This window comes from Pseudoalteromonas sp. S3776 (assembly GCF_005886915.1).
Taxonomy (GTDB): domain Bacteria; phylum Pseudomonadota; class Gammaproteobacteria; order Enterobacterales; family Alteromonadaceae; genus Pseudoalteromonas.
This window is the reverse complement of sequence record NZ_PNCU01000002.1, coordinates 220394-238242: the sequence shown is the minus strand read 5'-3', so window position 1 is coordinate 238242 and position 17849 is coordinate 220394. Positions and strand designations below refer to the sequence as shown.

Sequence of the window (17849 nt, the reverse complement as noted above, 5' to 3'; positions counted from 1 at the left end):
TATTAATGTCGGCACTCTTTAGGCGCAATGCCAAAGGTTTGTTTAAATACACGACTAAAGTGGCTTGCGCTATTAAATCCAACATCAAAGCACACTTGGCTAATAGCTTGGCCTTGCAGTAATTGATTGCGCGCTTTTTTAAGTCTTAATTGTTGCTGCCAAAGGGCTGGGGTAGTGCCAAATGCAAGTTTAAACTGCTGGTAAAACTTACTGCGGCTCATGCAGGCTATTTTGCACAAGGTATTTATGTCCAGCGTTTCGTTTAAGTGCTCTTCAATATAAAGCAGGGCATCGCTAATTTTTGTTTTAAGGCGTGGTTTATTGCTATTAGCGAGTAATAAATCGCGACTTTGTTGTTGTAATAACCGGGTGATCAATTCGTTTAACGACAAGTCAATTAAGTAATGTCGCTGTGCCCCTTGCTCACTAAATAAATGCACCATGCGCTCTAATAATTGCTGTGTTTGGCTATTATGTTGGCTGTGCACCAACTGCGGAACATATTCGAATAAGCCGTCATCGTGTGCAAAGCTTTGCTGCATGTTAAGCGCATTTGCCACAGCGTTTATTTTATCTTTGCTTATTTCAATTGCTAAGCACGTAGTTGGTGCGTGTATTGAGGCTTGTGGAAAGTCAATTAATACACCTTGCTCTGGCGCTAATACAAACGACTCGTGGGGTAAAAATGCTTTATGGTATTGGCTACTTTCTACGTGCATTACTTTTTTACCGCTGAGCATGGCACAAAACAGTAACTCGTTTGAATGCAGTGTCACCTTTTGTGCGCTTTGGTACGTGTCGTAAATACTCAACTCGCTGTTATCTGCTGCAAATGTCACTTTATTTTCTATTAAAACATCAAGTTGTTGGCGTTTTTTGTTTAACTGAGATGTGTGCATATCAATCCTTTAAGTTTTTATTAGTGTGGACTCACAGACAACTTTTGTGGACAGCTAATCAAGTTTTTAGGTGCTTGTTAGGCTAATGTCAAACAACACGGCCTAAATATAAAACATTTTGTTTTACATAAATGTTCGACCTTTAGCTAACAACAATAAAGAGAGCACACACATGATATATGCAAATCCAGGTAGCGATGGCGCACTTGTAAACTTTAAACAGCAATACGGAAACTACATTGGTGGGGAGTGGGTAAAGCCTGTAAACGGCCAATACTTTGATAATATAAGCCCGGTAAACGGTAAGGTATTTTGCCAAATACCTCGCTCAGATAAAGACGACATAAACCTAGCACTCGACAAAGCGCATGCCGTGCGAGAGCAGTGGGGAACAACATCAGTTACTGAGCGCAGTAATATACTGTTAAAAATAGCCGACCGAATTGAGCAAAACCTAGAATTACTAGCTGTTGCCGAAACATGGGATAACGGTAAAGCCATTCGCGAAACACTCGCAGCTGATATTCCGCTCGCGGCCGATCATTTTCGCTATTTTGCAGGGTGCTTGCGCTCGCAAGATGGCAGTATTGGCGAAATTGACGAAACCACGGTGGCGTATCATTTTCATGAGCCGTTAGGTGTGGTGGGGCAAATTATCCCTTGGAACTTCCCTATATTAATGGCTGCATGGAAACTTGCCCCAGCTCTTGCTGCAGGTAACTGTGTGGTACTTAAACCTGCTGAGCAAACACCGGCCTCTATTTTAATTTTAATGGACATTATTGGTGACTTACTGCCTGCAGGCGTGCTCAATATTGTAAATGGGTTTGGAAAAGAAGCAGGCGAAGCACTGGCCACAAGCAAACGCATTGCTAAAATTGCATTTACAGGCTCTACACCTGTTGGCTCACATATTTTAAAATGTGCTGCTGAAAACATTATTCCCTCAACGGTAGAGCTTGGCGGTAAATCGCCCAATATATTTTTTAATGATGTAATGGAAAAAGACGACGCGTTTTTATCAAAAGCCATAGAAGGCGCCGTACTTGCTTACTTCAACCAAGGTGAGGTATGTACCTGCCCGTCACGATTATTTATTCAAGAAGATATATACGAGCAGTTTATTGAGCGCATACTCGAGCGCACTCAACAAATTAAACGCGGTAACCCTCTCGACAGCGAAACCATGGTGGGCGCTCAAGCTTCAAAAGCACAGTTTGATAAAATACTGAGTTACATAGACATAGGTAAAAAAGAAGGAGCAGAGGTACTTACAGGTGGCAATGTAGAGCAGCTAAACGACGATTTAAACGGCGGTTATTACATACAACCTACGCTGCTTAAAGGCACCAACGACATGCGTGTGTTTCAAGAAGAAATTTTTGGCCCTGTTATTTCAATGTCGACCTTTAAAGATGAAGCCGAAGCACTTGAACTTGCTAACAGCTCAGAATTTGGCTTAGGCGCAGGGGTGTGGAGTAGAAACATGAACCGTGCTTATACCATGGGGCGTAAAATTGAAGCTGGCCGAGTGTGGACTAACTGTTACCACATGTACCCAGCACATGCTGCATTTGGTGGTTATAAAAAATCAGGAATAGGGCGAGAAACACACAAACTAGCACTCGATCACTACCAACAAATTAAAAACCTATTAGTGAGTTATAGCGAAGATCCCCTAGGCTTTTTTTAATAAAGCAGTTCAAACTTAAACACAACAACCATTAAGTAATAAGGGCGCTGCATATTTGTAGCGCTTTTTTATTTCACAGTGTTCATAACACTACTTTAAGCGTGCTGAAATATATAAGTACAATACCAGCCGTATTAGATACGTTAACAAAACGGTTGTATGGTATGAGTTTTATAAAAAATTAATTCATAGTTAGCTAGTTATTTACATAAGATTATTTGATGGCTAAATTAAGCACATTGTAATTTATGAAACTTTTACGGTCTATAAAACGATAAAGGCCTCAGAGAGAGTAATTAACTTTTTATCAATGATATGAAGATCACTATGTACCCAAAAGAATTTTATATCCTACTTTAAGAGCTTTTCCGCCTCGGAAATGCTTCAAGTCCTCGTCTATCGAATGTTCGAGCTCGTGATGTTGATGTTACAACCGTAAATGGAATTAGGGTTATTATCGCAAATGGAAAGGGGATCAGCGTTTTCGATATAGAAGGTATAAACAATGCACCAATGACTGGTTGGGTTTGGAGGTTTCCACCGAATACCCAGCCGCCTCATGGATTGAAGATGGTTCAGGATAAGCCACACCATTACTGTATTTCTCCCACTCGGAATATGCCGGTTGATAAGTTCAAGGGGCTTCTTGAGGAAATGGCTCTAAAAGCATCCCGGGTATTTAAGAAAGAAGGAAAGGTTGTATGAGTCAGTTCAAACTTGAACTTGCAGGATCAGAGCTAAAATACGTGCTAGAGGGTCTCATAGCACTTGAACAAGAAATGGCAAAAATATGTGAAACGTCAGATGACTCAGATGAGGTTGCTGATGTAGGCAATGATTTAATTGAGCTGCGCTTGTTACTAAACCCTTTGAAGGAGAGAGCTATCAGTAAGTTCGGAGATAGTATAACTGATTTTTCGCGGGATGAGTTATAAATTAAAAAGTAAGTTTGGTGTCAATATCTAATTTGAACCCATTTAGGGTTTCAGATGACACCATATCTCACCATTGAATTCATGATCGCTACCAGTTTTCGTATGAACGTAATGATAAATAAATTACAAAGCACAATAATCCACACCCATCTTAAACTTTGCAACTTACGAATCCCTAGATTCTAAATAGGTTAAATAAAGTGGGTGTCATCATAATTTATTTTCTTTATTATTTAGAGTTTTTTTTATTTCAACGTGCTTTTATTCACAGTGCTCACAAGGCTACTTTAAATGTGTTGTAATATATAAGTACAATACCAATCGCGTTAAATAACTCATCACTTGCGCTAAAAAAGGACTTTATGATATTAACTTTTTATAAAAAGCGGCTCTAAAAATGTGCAGTGATTTATGCATTGTCGGATATTACTGATCTCCCCCATTTTGGTGTGTTACAGCATTAATGGAAATTTCTTTATAGTTAACTAATTGTTTACAGGTGGTTATTTGCTGGCTAAGATAAAAACATCGTAATATAGGGACATTTGTCGGTTTATAAAACGACAAATGTCTTAGACAAAGTTGTTAGAGTTTCAAGGAAGATTTGTGAAAAATTTCTGGATATTTATTTTTTATTTAGCATTAGTTGCTTCTTTCGCTACAAATGCATCAGACAATATAAAATGGAAAGGTGTAGCTGAAATCAATCAACATATGCTCGCCATAAAAGCTGGTGATTATATTAAATCAACGTTCCCTGAGCTTAAAAATGTTGAGGTTAAACTAATTAAGGTTAATGCCAGTTATTCGTTTCAACACCATCATTCCAATCTAAATGTTATGTTCATGCACTCTGATTCACTTGTTGAGGGCTCAAGCCATAAACGTACCGTTTATGTTGATGCTAAAGCCCAAGAAATTGAAATGCATATCATTCACTATATATTCTTAGATTTTGACGAAAATGGTGAAGCAATAAGTCACCGTGTTGAAGAAGTTCCTTTTCACGGCTCTCAAAAAGAGTTCGAAAACGAGTTTCAGAAACTCTAACAAACAGTTTAAAAGCGGACAAAATTCAGTTGGCTGGTTTCGCTCCGCTTCACATTATAGCCAACTAAATTTTGCCTTTTAACTGAGGCGTTATAACTAAAGGAAGAGTATGAGTCTGTTGGAAGATTCGTGGGAACAACGAGAAGAACAAATATATCCTGAATTATTTGGTGGAACAGGTGAAGGCATATATCCGTTGGATGCTTCCTTATTCAAAAATCAATTTGGTGTCGATGACGTTGATCCTCGTTGGTTACATTATGGTGTTTTTAAATGCGCACCAACAATTGAACGTAATACTTGGCTTTACGTTACTTCTGGTATGTCTAACGCTTGGGAGTCTGATAACCCAGAAGAATACTCGGGTTTTGGTACTGAATTTATCCTTGAAACAAACGGAGAAAATGATTGGGCTATAAATACTTTACGGAGTTTGATAGCTTTCAATATTCTAGTTTCTGTTGGACATTATGGTGACAAGCCTCTTGTGGGCTATGGTGATCGTATTCCGATGTCAATTGAACCAAATATTTCAAATTTAATGGTCGTAAAGCCAAATCAATTCCCAGAATCATTCGACTTAATATCTGGTAAAGTAGATATACTTCAAATTGCAGGTATTACAGCTCAAGAATTGGATTTTGCAAAAGAGAATAACTCTGAGGCTCTAGCAAATAAACTATTCGAAGCTCAAGGTTCATTTATCATAAAGCCTGATAGGCTAGGTGTAATTTAGTTATAACAAGTTGCTTAAACGGACAAAAAACAGTTGGCTTTTGCTCGTTCCTCGCTAATTTTAGCCAACTATTTTATTGCCGCTTAGCAAAGCGTTATATTTTTAATGAGGGTTCCATGAAAGCTGTAAATTGGATTATTTTTATTGCTGTTGTCGCAGTTATTGCGGTCTTCTCTGCTTTTATTGATAAGTTCGGTATTGGTTACTGGGATAAAGTGGAAGAATGGGCGCAAACAGGCGATTTTTTTGGTGGCATTTTAAACCCTATATTTGCTTTTCTAAGCCTCATTTTAATCGCATATACACTCATGCAGAATAAAAAAGCTCTTGAACAAAGTAAAGTTGCGTTAGAGCAAAGTAAGGACGCTTTGAAACAGAATGAATCTGCATTAGAGGTGGGTAATGAAGAGTTAAAGTTAAGCCGTATAGAGTTTAGTAAGTCAGTAGAAGCGTTAGAATCGCAAGTTGACCAATTTAACTTCCAGCGGTTTGAAAATACCTTCTTTAATATGCTCACTCTTCAAAATGAAATTTTGAATACAGTAGTGTTTAACTCTAAATCAATAAGTCCACTTAAGAACCCTAAGGGTGAGTCCAGTACATCTAGAGCTGCGTTTAGCTCTATTTTACGTTGGATAGATGGTGAAGATGAAAACGAAGACGAGCAGTTCACCACTTTAAGCAACTACGACCTATTTCAAGTCCAAGCTAATCAAGTAGTAGGGCATTACTATCGAAACTTGTATCAAATAATAAAGTTCATCGATGACTCGGGTCTTTGTGATGATGACAAAGAAAAATATGCACGTATCCTAAGAGCACAACTATCCTCAGACGAAATCGCTGTCCTATTTTTCAACTGCTTATCGCCAAAAGTGGATAGTGGTCAGTTTAAGAGTTTTGTGATTACGTACAAGATGCTTGAGCATCTTACTGTAGACCCATTCTTTCACGTTGGGTTCGCGAGAATTTCAACGCAATCAGTATATGTGCCTGCAAGCTATTTTGAGCAATATGTCGTAAGAGGCGCAGATGATAATGTTATCGAAAGTGCTTTTGGTACCAATCCAGCGTTGAAAAAGTTTACGATTCAAAAAATATAACAAACTGTTTAAGCGTGATTCGCAACGCGTGGCATTTTTACTATGCGTTGCGTTTTGTGTTTAAGGTAGTATGCGAGAGCTTCGGTATTGCGTTGCTCACACCTTAACAGGGCGTTATATTTTTTCAGACATGAATTTAGTTGGGAAGCAATAGGTGGAATTAGAAGATATTTATGATTCATTAGAAACTGAACTAATGAAACAAAACGAAGTGGAACTGATTCTCTTGAAAGGCCATCTGATTCTAGAGCAAGCTATAAATCAACATTTACAACTTTATATCGATAACAGAAAAAATCTTGACTCATTAAATTTAATGTTCGCGAAGAAAGTTGATTTGCTCATAGCTTTAGAGGGTGAAAAGCCAAACTCTTGGCAAGAGTATGCTTCGCACATTAAAGAGTTGAACAAAATCAGAAATAAGTTAGCGCATCAGCTTAACTTTCATTGCTATCACGAGGATTTAAAAAACTGGGCGTGCAAAGTGTTAGGTCACACGCCTAAAACAATAAATCGTAAAACAACATATAAGAACACTGTCATTAAAACTTTCTGTCTTTTAGTCGGTTTCTTGGTTGACGTTTGTCAGGTTAGGCGGGAAGTAGCGGAATTGAAACTATAACAAACGCATCAACGCATGGACTAATAAAGCTTGGCTTAGTTCGTGCCTCACTAATTTTAGCCAAGCTTTATTAGCCTGTTATGCGAGGCGTTAAGTTTCTGGGAAACATTGATGATCATAAGGAAGATGGAAGAGAAGGACCTTGAAGCTGTAAGTGCAATTTGCATGGACTCTTTTTCGCAGTCTGTTGCAGGTACATTGTCTGATGAGGGGATTACAACCTTTTCGAATATCGCTGCGCGCGATGCATTCCTCGTTAGGATGAAAGGCGATAACTTGATGCTGGTTGCTCAGGACAACGAAAATGTCGAAGGTGTCATCGAATTAAAGGAGGGACGCCATGTTGCGATGCTTTTTATTCGTCCGGAATCCCAGAAAAGTGGCATTGGAAGAAAGCTGCTTATATTCGCCTTGAATCATGCGAGGGTTGAAACTGTTACCGTCAGCGCGTCGCTATCTTCAGTGACCGCTTATGAAAATTATGGGTTTGAGTGCAGTGGCGAAGTGGGCGAATCGGCAGGCTTGGTTTATCAGCCTATGGAGCTCAAACTTAACAAGGCAATGCACGCGACAAGCGCGTGATTGCGGGGTTATGAGGTGCTCTAGATAGTATGCAGAATATAAATCCATGGCTTTGGTCAGCTTTTGTTTTGTCTCTTTCAGGAATCTTTTTTAGATGGGTGTTTGGTAATACGTTTGTGAGCTTTTTTCTTGCCGTATTGCTAGCTTTAGCGATAGTGCCTTTAGTTAAAAAAATTCAGAAAAAGAATTAACAAAACACCCATTTTAAACTTTGCGTTTTTTGATGCCTACATTCTAATAGGTTAAATAAAGTGGGTGCCATTATAATTTGGTGTCTTGGCATAAATTAAAAATTATTCGTAAAGAGACCCATTAATAAAAGATAAACCCTGAATCTGTATGGCAGGTTTAGTTGCACAGTGTTGTTTGTTTTATTAAGGTGGCTACCTAGTTTATGAGATTCAGGTGGCTGTTTAGTTTATATGATTATTAGTATATTCAGCACCTTAAGTAGAGGGAAATATGTTTTTTGAATCGTGGAGTGAAATAGCGCGCATTGTTACCACAACCTTGATTATTTATCCCTTTTTAATCCTAGCGACGCATTTATTGGGTAAACGCTCATTTGCTAAAATGAACAACTTTGACTGGATAATTACCGTGGCGGCGGGCTCCATCTTGGGTTCTGCGATCTTATTGAAAGACGTGGTGATAGTTGAGGTTTTAGTCGCGGTAAGCCTACTTCTCTTTTTACAATATCTACTCACTTGGATCAGCGCCCATTTTTCGACGTTCGACAAAGTAGTCAAAACCGCTCCACAATTAGTTTTTTTCGACGGTGAATATATAGAGGCTGCTATGAAAGACACTCGTCTCACCAGCACCGAAGTGGAAGCGAGTGTTAGAAAAGCCGGTTTTGGTGATTTAAGTACAGTTATGGCGGTGGTTTTCGAGGCCGACGGTGAGTTAAGTATTGTGCCTAAAAGTGAAAACTATGATCAACTGATTATGAAGTTACGAAATCCCCGGGATTAATTGGACAGTTTTTAGCGGCCAAAGATTAGCTTCAAGCACCAAAATTAATTGGCATGGCTTTTTTACTGTATCAGACACATTGCTCAACTACTAAATAAGGTTGGCCGATTTTTAAGTTTTAACTTAGGTGCCAGGTATGTATTTACATATGTACCTTAAATCGCTTTTTTAGTATGGTTAATGAACAATAACCTACCAGTAATTTATTTTTAGCTTAAATGGATTTTCATGACTATAAAAACAAAAATAACCAATTATTTATTGCTCCCAATTTTACTACTACCAGCATTTGTAAATGCCGCACAAGAGCCGATTATACCTACTACACCTGAGCAGTGGCGCAGTATAACAGATCGCGATATTGAGGCAGCATATAGCATTACTGCACAAAATCACCCCGGTATGTTTGATGCTAACAACCCCGCGTTCCCTGACTTATTAAAAAAAGCAAAAGCAGAGGCGCTTGCACTCTCGTCACAAGCGAGCGGTCCGCAAGTTCATCTTGCGTCAATTGCACGCTTTAGTACTATTTTACAAGATGGCCACGCCGGTGCGTTTTCAAGCGTAGATAGACCCGCGCGCCGCTGGCCCGGCTTTAGAGCTGTATGGCGAGGTGATGCGCTAAAAGTGTATTACAGCGAAACCAAAAATATTAGCAAAGGCGACATTGTAAGCCAATGTGATGGGCAAAGCACTGATACCTTAATGCGTGAGAGAATATTTAAGTTTCATGGTGAAGTTGCACAACCTGGGCATTGGTGGCAGCAAGGTTGGCGGTTACTAATTGACGAGGGCAATCCATTTTTAACTCCCCTAAAAGAATGCGAATTTGTTAAAGCCAATGGCGATACCTATACACACGTATTAAATTGGTCAGTAAAGCCTAAGTCAGCAAGCAAGCATTTAGAAAATGCTTATAACGGTGATGAACTCCCCATTGATTTAACGTGGCCTGAAAAAAACATTGGTTGGATTGCTATGCCTAGCTTTTCATCAACCGATAAACAAACTGCTGCCTACAATAAAGTATTTGAAAAAATACAACAGCAGCGTAGCAAGCTACTTACTGCAAAAGCCGTGGTATTAGATTTGCGCCATAACCAAGGTGGCTCATCTTATTGGAGCTCACAAATAGCAAAAGGATTATGGGGCCAAAAAGTAGTAGAGCAAAAAGCAAATAATACTTCTCAAAACACGCAAGTATGGTGGAGAGCATCAAAAGATAATACTGACTATGTAGAGTCTTTATTTAGCGTTGTAAAAGATCAACCCGAAGTACTGAAAATAGTTAAAACTGTAGCAGCGGGTATGGCTTTATCGCTTAAAAGTGGTGAACCATTTTATGTAGAGCAAGAGACTAATACGCTAAATCACGTACCACAAGAGCCGTTAGTGAGTGATTTTAAAACTAAGGTGTTTGTTATAGTGCCGCCGCAATGTGCGAGTGCTTGTTTAGATGCGCTAGATAAGTTTAAGCTTTTTGAAAATACAACGTTATTCGGTGCACCAAGTAGCGCAGACTCACTGTATATGGAGGTACGCTTAGCTGATTTACCTTCAGGGTTGGGGAAAGTGATTGTGCCAAATAAAGTATATGTAAACAGAGCGCGTGGGGCAGGGGACTTTTACAAACCTGATGTGGCTTATAACGGCCTTGATTGGACAACTAACGTGTTGCTTGAGCAAATAAAAACGTTGTAAAAAAAGCCGCTTGTTGTAAAAAGCGGCTTAACTATTCTAACTAGGGAATAGCTTAAAACGTGTAACGGGCACCAATTGAGTAACGTGGACCGTACTGATTAGCAAATAAGAATTGCTCTTCGTAGCGGCCGTAGCCTTCTTCGGTGGCATTATTTAAGTTTATGCCATCAAAAAATACGGTTACGTTTTCGTTTACATCGTAGTTTACGCTCATATCCCATTGGCCGTAGGCTTTAGCATATTGCGGTGGCGCATCGGCTGAGCCTTGTGCTTGGCCTACACCAATTAAGTACGAGTCGCGCCATGCGTACGTAATTTTGATTGATAGGCCGTCTTTTTCGTAAAAGCCTTGGAAGTTAGCTGAGTCACTTAAACCTGTAAGCGGCGCTTGTTGGTCTAGGCTTTCGCTATCAAATTCAACGTCGCCATCTACAAACGTGGCGTTAACACCTACACCAAAGCCGGTTTCGCCAATTAAGTGCTGAACAGCCACTTCAAAACCATCTACCGATTTGCTGTCGGTGTTTTGTGGCTGGCTTATGTTCCATACCATAAGTGGGTCATCGCTATTTGGCTCAATAATGCCATTCGCATTGCCATAACCATTGCTAATCATTTGTGCAAAAATAGCGTCGGTAGTTGCTTGCTCGCCGCGCGATTCAATATCGCTTACTGCTTGTGAGTAACGTGGGCCATTTAAAATATCGTATAGGCCATCAATCGTGGTTTGCGTAATAGTTGTTTGAATAAAGTTATCTACGTCTTTTTTAAAGTAACCAACAGAGGCGTAGCTGCCTTCTGCGTAGTAATACTCTAATGATAAATCGAGGTTTGTTGATTCAAACGGCAGTAAGTTTGTATTACCTTGGCTACCCGTACGCGAACCCGGTTTTGGGCTACCAGTTAAGCTGCGGCCACCGGCTAAATCACCCAGTGGTGCACGCGACATAGTTTTACCCCAAGAAACACGGGCTACAACGTCTTCGGTTAAATCAACACTTACATCGATTGACGGTAATAATATGTCGTAATCGCCTTGCTGCTCTAAGAAGTTATCATCGCCGCCGGCTGCATATTGCATTATCCACTCTGAGGCGCTGATCCAGTTTACTTGTTCTTCAACACGTTGGCGTACTGTGCTGGTTACATCTGTTTGCTCGTAGCGCAGGCCTGCGTTTACTTTTACGTAGTAATCGCTTACATCAAACTCCCAGCTTGATTGAATATAAAAGCTGTTTGTGATTTCTTCTACGTAGCTTTCGCTATCAATACCATCCATGTAAGCATTAGCTGCGTATGCATCGCCACCGGTTACATCTGCTGTTAAATAAGCCATTTGGCGAGCTACGGCTTCATCAAAATCAAAGGTGTAGTAGTAGCTTGGTTGTAAGTCGCTGCCGCCGCCATCAAATTGATCTAAAAGGCCTGATGTATCGTGGCGAGTAAACATGCTGTCTGGGAATATTTCTGTGTACGATGGGCTAAAACCAGGACCACCCACTAGTCCACTCCATGCAGTGTAACCGCCGGTGTTTTGCTCAGTGCGTGATGCACCAAATTTTACTTTAACCAGGCCAATATCAAAGTTTTCGTTGTACCACGTGGTGTGTAGTTGCAACTGCTCAATGTTAGATTCACCTGGCGAGTGCGTAAATTGGCTAAAGTTAGAGTCAATTTCGCCTGGCGTTAATTCGCTTGTGCCGTTTAACCAGTTAACTTGAGCACTAGGGATTTCGCCTGTGCGGTAATCGTAAATTTTATTTGCTAGCTGATCAGAGCCTAAAATCACTTGGCCGGTACTGCCTAGGCCGCTGTCTGCGCCGTTATCGGTTTCGTTTTTAGAGTCGTGGTAATCAAGCTCAACGTGCCACGTGTCGTTAATTTCCCACTCTAGGTTTAAACCAATAGAGCGTGCTTTAACTTCTGTGGTGCCTTTGTTGGCTGTAAACGAGGCATCGTTACCGCTAATATCGGCGTAAACGGCTGTGCCATTTTCATCAAGCTCGTAGCCATTAATATTGCTACCAAAGTCGTTCCAAATACCCCAGCCAATACTTTCGGAGCCCGTAACCGCTTTACTTGCTGTGTAATCAAGTGTGGCTACAAAGCCATCTACTGGCTCATATTGGAAAGTTACTTGGCCGTTAGTACGTTCACGCTCTACATCTTCAATAGAGTAGTTCATGTCTTTAGGGAAGTAGTAGTTACCTGTTGGGTCAGTACGGTTATCAACCACGTTACTGCTATCTAATTCAGGTAAAGCTACGTTGGCTTGCCAACCTTGAATATTGGCACGTTGCTTTTGAAAGTCGCGTTCTTGGTGCGAAAACGAAAAACCAAAACCAAATCTGTCATCTGCAAATGTGTTGCTGTAAACCGCCGAAAGCTCAGGAGTTACATCATCACCGGCTTCGTTAGACGAGTCGTGATTTGCTTTAACTGTGGCTGAAAAATTTTGACCTGGCTTTTGAAAAGGGCGCGCAGTAGAAATATTAACTGTTGCACCTAAACCACCGCTTGGTACATCGGCGCGAGCTGTTTTAAATACTTCTAGTGCACTTACGCCTTCAGAGGCAATGTTTTCAAGGTTGTACGAACGCGTATAACCTGTGCCTGGCATTTGGCGGCCGTTTAGCGTAATTAAGTTAAACTCTGGGCCAAAACCACGTACGGTAATTTGGCTACCTTCACCGTTTGCACGGCTCACCGATACACCGGTAATGCGTTGTAATGATTCTGCTAAATTGGTATCTGGAAATTTACCCATTTCTTCAGCTGAAATGGCATCTACCACGCCTGATGAATCACGTTTCATATCCATAGAACGAATAAGTGAACCACGAATACCCTTTACTTCAATAACTTCTACATCAGGAGATGCTGCTGTGTCTGCCTCGGCGGCAATAGCCGTATTTAACGTGCTTGCAGCAATGATAAGAGACACAGAAGCCGCGAGTTGGCTCTTTTTAAAATTGAATGTGTTCATAATAGCTCTGCTTTATAAAATGTTGTTGTGTAGCAATAGGCGCCATGCGCCTATTGTAGTGTGTTTTTATGGATTCGCGATAATCACGTTATCTATGCGGTATAGTGCGCCGTTGCCCATATCCCACGTAGGAAAAACCATGATCACGTTTATAGCGCTAATATCTAGGCCCGCATCAAACAGTTGCTGAATAGGGAAGGTGTATGTTTTCCACTCACCTGTAACCGGTGTTTGGCCTTCAACGCTTTGATTTAATGCCAGCTCTACTGCGCTTGAAGCGCCAATTGATTCAATTTTAAATAACCATTGAGCATCTACATTTGAGGGTGCTGTTATTACTTTTAAATCAAACTGTACAACGCCATTTTCTAACAGGGCTGATGCATCAAACGATACGTCTTCATCGGCTAAAAAGCCCATTACAGTAGGTGTTGCATCAATGCTAAACTGTGCCACTGCGCCGTGCTGATCATCGTCGGTTTCTGTAGTCGGTGTAGAGCCGCCACAACAATCCCAAATACTCCACTGATCGGCGACTGTATCTGTAAATACGTTAAGTTCACCTGAGGCAACGGGCGCTGCATTAGGGTTGTAAATTTTAACGTTATCTACACGGTAAACCGCGCCTTCACCTGCGCCCCATGCCGGAAAAATCATAAGTACGTCAATAGTGCTTACATCAAGGCCTGCACCCGCGAGATCTGATAACTTAAACGTATAGGTTTGCCACTCGCCTGTAACTGGCGCTACACCTTCAACACTTTGTGTTAGTTCAAGCTCTGCAAACGATGTTGCGCCATTTGCTTCGACTTTAAATAACCACGGTGTAGCAGGGTCGCTAGGGGTAGACGTTACTTTTAAATCAAATTGAATAACGCCTTCATCTAAAATGCTGCTTGCATCAAACGATTCACCTGCACCACCTGCTTCAGTGCGGCTGTTAAACCCCATTACTGTAGGCTCTGCACCAATGCTAAACTCGGCAGTTAAACCGTGTTCTTCATCGTCCATTGCTTCAACAGGTGTTGAGCCGCCACAACAATCCCACATTGGCCATGCTAGGTTTTGCTCATCTTCAAAAATAGTCAGCTCGGGTGATGCACCTATGTTGTCTTGTGTAATTTCAACATCATCAATTAAAAAGGTTGCACCTTCGCCCGTGCCCCACTCAGGAAATACCATAAGTACGTCAATTGCACTTACATCCAAATCTAAGTCAGCCAGATCTGAAAGTAAAAATGTATAGGTTTGCCATTGGCCTACAACAGGCGCTTGGCCTTCAACACTATTTGAAAGCGGCATATCTGCATCGGTTGAGGCTTCTGTGCTTTCAAGTTTTACAAACCAAGGTGTGTCTGGCACGCTTGGTGCGCTTGTTACTTTCATTTTAAAGCGTACGTAGCCTTCTTCTAACATAGGTGATGCATCAAATGGCGTTGCTGCGCCGTTTTCGTCAGTAATAAACGCATCGCGGCTAATAAAACCAACCACTGTAGGCTCACTGCCTATTGTAAATTCAACAACGTCGCCTTGTACTTCATCACTTACAATTTCAGGTTTAGAGCCCGCACAGCAATCCCATGCAGGCCAGTTAGGGTTAAAGCTGTCGCCAAAAATAGTTAACGGTGTAGCAATGCCGGTAGATGGTGGGCTAGGAATAGGCGCTTCGCCCTCTAGCAGGGCATCGTCTAGGCTATCGTAACCTGGGCGAATAGTTTCACACCCTTTGCCGGTATCTGGGTTTGATGCACATTGATAAACACGTACGTAATCAACTGCAAACGTTTGGCCATTTTCAAATGCGCTTGCATCGACGCCTAACTCGTTTACGTTTTCAGGCCAATCGCCGCCTACTGCTAAATTTAATAGTAGGTGAAAGTCTTTATCATAAGGAGCGCTATCCCAATGGGTTTCAAGCTCACCAGAACCTTGTTCAAAGTACTCGGCAAACCAACCTCGATGTTTCAAACCTGCGGCTTCGCCTTTGGAATTATATAATACTTCTGATTGGCGCTGCGTTGCATATAGATAGCCATCTACGTACCAACGAATTTCACCTTCTTGCCATTCAATAGCATAGGTATGAAAGTCATCGGCTGGGTTAGTATCTTCAGGAAATTTGTACTCTTTGCCAGTGCTGCTGTTATCTGGCCATGCACGGCCGTAATGCAATGTGCCGTGAATGCTAGATTCAATACCGCCATCTTCATCAGCAGTTTTAAGGTTTACAGACTCTAATACATCAATTTCGCCTGAGCGTGGCCATGTACCGTATTCTTCATCTGTTGGCAGCATCCAAAATGCTGGCCAACTTCCTTGACCCGAAGGTAGCTTTGCACGTACTTCAAAGCGGCCATAAGTAAAATCAGCATTATAACGAGTATTTAAGCGTGCAGAGGTGTATGGCTTTTCAGCACCTTCTGTCGCTGGTAGGGCAACAATGTTTAACACACCGTCTTGTATAAAGGCGTTTTCTTCGCTGTCGGTGTAACATTGTTTTTCGTTATTACCACCGCCATCGCAGTTTAATTCAAAGTTCCATTTGTTAGTATCAATGGCTGAGCCTTCAAACTCGTCGCTCCAAACTAATTGCCAATCTGAAACTGGCTCAGAAGCGTCGATATTTTCAAAATTAGATGTTGTGGCAGAGTCGCCACCACAGCCTGCTAAAGATGCTAATGAAATAGCAGCCAGTAAGCGAGCAATGTGTGTTTTTTCAATGTTCATAGCTGAACCCCGGTTTCACAGATTGTTGTCAGAATGTGTGTTTATACTTATTTAAAAGAACTCTATTTATTTTTGTAAGCGCTTACATTTATTGTGTATTTTTGTAAGCGCTTACAAATAATATTGCGCGCTACGTAAATGGTCAACATATTTGTGTACTTTATTTACATTTAGTTTACGGTAAGACCAGTTTACCAAGCCGGCTATTTATTAAAAAATTAGTTTAATCATGGGGTTGCATTTTCACTCTAGGTTTTTTGGTCAGCTAGTATGCAACATTTTTAAAGCGCAATTAGCGGAGTAAGAGAGTCATTAGATGGGTTTTTAATCGGTACATTTGTAAGATTATAATGCGTTATTTTACCTACTTACGGTGTGTAAGCAGGTAAAATATAGTTACAGGCTAGTTATTTTTAAAAGGCATAATGAGCAACGCCCAAAGGGAGGCATTTTGTTTTTGGCTTGGATATTCTTTTAAGCCTATGTCGATGTCGTTATCGGCTTTTTGCGCTTTATTTTTGTAACTACCAAACAGTTTATCCCACCAAATAACACTAAATCCGTAGTTAGAATTGGTTTCGCTCACGCGTTGGCTGTGGTGAATTCGATGTAATATTTGGGTCATTAATATTAATCGAAGAGGCTTTTCTATTGCATTTGGCAAGCGAATATTTGCATGGTTAAACAGCGCTAAACCGTTAAGTGCTATTTCAAATATTAATACTGCAATAGCGGGCACACCTAAGGCGGTAACGGCAATCAATTTTATAAGTATGCTGAGTACAATTTCGATAGGGTGAAACCGCAAACCTGTGCTGGTATCTACGTGCGCATCGGCGTGATGCACGCGGTGCAAGCGCCACAAAATCGGCACTTGATGAAACAGCCGGTGCTGCCAATAAATAAGTATATCAAGCAGTAGCATGCTTAAAATAATGGCGACGATACTTGGTATGGCTATTTGGTTAAATAAACCGATACCGTGCTCTTGGTTATAAAGCGCTACGGCAGTTAAGCCTATTGGCACACTTAAGCGCGCAATTAATGATGAAGCAAACACCAGCCCAAAATTAGCCAACCACCGGGTGGTACTTTTTATAGGCGATTTACGTGCGGGCATTCGTGATTCTAGCAGCATCATAATAACCAAAATGCTAAAAAAGAACCCTAAACGCCACCAAATTTCATGACTCATTTGGTTGTGTAACCTTATCGGCTTCTTGGAGTTTTAGCGTGTTATAACCACCATGTATACGTGTAAAAATTGTAATAGCGCACGCAGCGGCAAAAATACTTGCCATGATGGTAAAGTGTTGCGGCCAAATACAAAAGGCAATAAACAGCGCGATGGTTTCTGTGCCTTCGGTTAAACCATTTAAATAGTAAAAGCTTTTGTATTTAAATTGAGGTTTATCGAGCTTAAATTTTTCGGCGGCTATGGCAAAGGCTAAAAAGCTTGAGCCTGTGCCTATAAAAGTGGCCAGTAATATGCTACCTGCAATGGCGTTTTGCTCGGGATTTGCCAAAATAAAGCCAAGCGGAATTGCGGCGTAAAATAAAAAGTCGAGGGTAATATCTAAAAAACCGCCAGCGCTAGAACTTAAATTTGCATAACGTGCCAACGCGCCATCAAGCCCATCTAAAATACGATTTAAAGCAATAGCCGTTAACGCTGCATACCACATTTCAAATGCAATTAATGGCACAGCTAATAGCCCTATTAAAAAACCGACCACAGTGAGTTGATCGGGCGTTATACCGCGCTTGTGCATTAACGCTACAACAGGGGTTAACAGTGGTTTTATTACCGGGGTGATGTATTTGTCTAACATGCTTGGTG

The 17849-nt window shown here is 40.9% G+C and carries 15 protein-coding genes; 10 read left to right on the top strand and 5 right to left on the bottom strand.

Features of this window, described 5'->3' with window-relative positions; genetic code table 11:
• Positions 1-2: 2 nt before the first annotated feature.
• On the bottom strand, positions 3-899 hold the full coding sequence (locus tag CWC16_RS02255; protein ID WP_138540334.1) for an AraC family transcriptional regulator: 897 nt from the start codon (positions 897-899) through the stop codon (positions 3-5).
• 172 nt (positions 900-1071) lie between these two features.
• On the opposite strand from CWC16_RS02255, the gene exaC reads away from it, so the two are divergent.
• The 10 genes from exaC to CWC16_RS02200 all read left to right on the top strand — a co-directional run bounded on the left by exaC (position 1072) and on the right by CWC16_RS02200 (position 10296).
• Complete coding sequence (gene exaC / locus CWC16_RS02250; RefSeq protein ID WP_138540333.1) at positions 1072-2592, top strand: acetaldehyde dehydrogenase ExaC; 1521 nt, start codon at positions 1072-1074, stop codon at positions 2590-2592.
• Positions 2593-3105: 513 nt separating this feature from the next.
• Entirely contained in the window at positions 3106-3297 is a 192-nt protein-coding gene (locus CWC16_RS20390) for a Tse2 family ADP-ribosyltransferase toxin (RefSeq protein ID WP_502705065.1), read from the top strand.
• Positions 3294-3527: a hypothetical protein gene (locus CWC16_RS02240; RefSeq protein WP_138540332.1), complete on the top strand. Its 234-nt coding sequence runs from the start codon at positions 3294-3296 to the stop codon at positions 3525-3527. Before CWC16_RS20390 ends, CWC16_RS02240 begins: the two co-directional genes overlap by 4 nt.
• Positions 3528-4133: 606 nt before the next feature.
• A complete protein-coding gene (locus tag CWC16_RS02235; RefSeq protein WP_138540331.1) occupies positions 4134-4577 on the top strand; it encodes a hypothetical protein in 444 nt (147 codons plus the stop codon).
• 109 nt (positions 4578-4686) lie between these two features.
• A complete protein-coding gene (locus tag CWC16_RS02230) occupies positions 4687-5313 on the top strand; it encodes a suppressor of fused domain protein (RefSeq protein ID WP_138540330.1) in 627 nt (208 codons plus the stop codon).
• A 116-nt stretch (positions 5314-5429) separates the two neighbouring features.
• The gene (locus CWC16_RS02225) at positions 5430-6416 is read left to right on the top strand and encodes a putative phage abortive infection protein (RefSeq protein WP_212747437.1); all 987 of its coding nucleotides are present in this window, start codon (positions 5430-5432) and stop codon (positions 6414-6416) included.
• A 154-nt stretch (positions 6417-6570) separates the two neighbouring features.
• Entirely contained in the window at positions 6571-7038 is a 468-nt protein-coding gene (locus CWC16_RS02215; RefSeq protein WP_138540329.1) for a hypothetical protein, read from the top strand.
• Positions 7039-7149: 111 nt separating this feature from the next.
• Complete coding sequence (locus CWC16_RS02210; RefSeq protein WP_171037613.1) at positions 7150-7620, top strand: GNAT family N-acetyltransferase; 471 nt, start codon at positions 7150-7152, stop codon at positions 7618-7620.
• A gap of 462 nt (positions 7621-8082) precedes the next feature.
• Complete coding sequence (locus CWC16_RS02205; RefSeq protein WP_138540327.1) at positions 8083-8595, top strand: DUF421 domain-containing protein; 513 nt, start codon at positions 8083-8085, stop codon at positions 8593-8595.
• A gap of 228 nt (positions 8596-8823) precedes the next feature.
• Entirely contained in the window at positions 8824-10296 is a 1473-nt protein-coding gene (locus tag CWC16_RS02200; RefSeq protein WP_138540326.1) for a S41 family peptidase, read from the top strand.
• Positions 10297-10348: 52 nt separating this feature from the next.
• Here the strand turns inward: CWC16_RS02200 and CWC16_RS02195 are convergent, their stop codons facing one another.
• The 4 genes from CWC16_RS02195 to CWC16_RS02180 form a co-directional block, all read right to left on the bottom strand.
• Positions 10349-13282, bottom strand: a complete 2934-nt coding sequence (locus tag CWC16_RS02195; protein ID WP_138540325.1) for a TonB-dependent receptor — start codon at positions 13280-13282, stop codon at positions 10349-10351.
• A 66-nt stretch (positions 13283-13348) separates the two neighbouring features.
• Positions 13349-16009: a glycoside hydrolase family 16 protein gene (locus CWC16_RS02190; RefSeq protein ID WP_138540324.1), complete on the bottom strand. Its 2661-nt coding sequence runs from the start codon at positions 16007-16009 to the stop codon at positions 13349-13351.
• Positions 16010-16412: 403 nt separating this feature from the next.
• Positions 16413-17204: a sterol desaturase family protein gene (locus CWC16_RS02185; RefSeq protein ID WP_138540323.1), complete on the bottom strand. Its 792-nt coding sequence runs from the start codon at positions 17202-17204 to the stop codon at positions 16413-16415.
• Positions 17194-17841, bottom strand: coding sequence for a CDP-alcohol phosphatidyltransferase family protein (locus CWC16_RS02180; protein WP_138540322.1), 648 nt, complete (start codon positions 17839-17841; stop codon positions 17194-17196). Before CWC16_RS02180 ends, CWC16_RS02185 begins: the two co-directional genes overlap by 11 nt.
• Positions 17842-17849 lie beyond the last annotated feature (8 nt).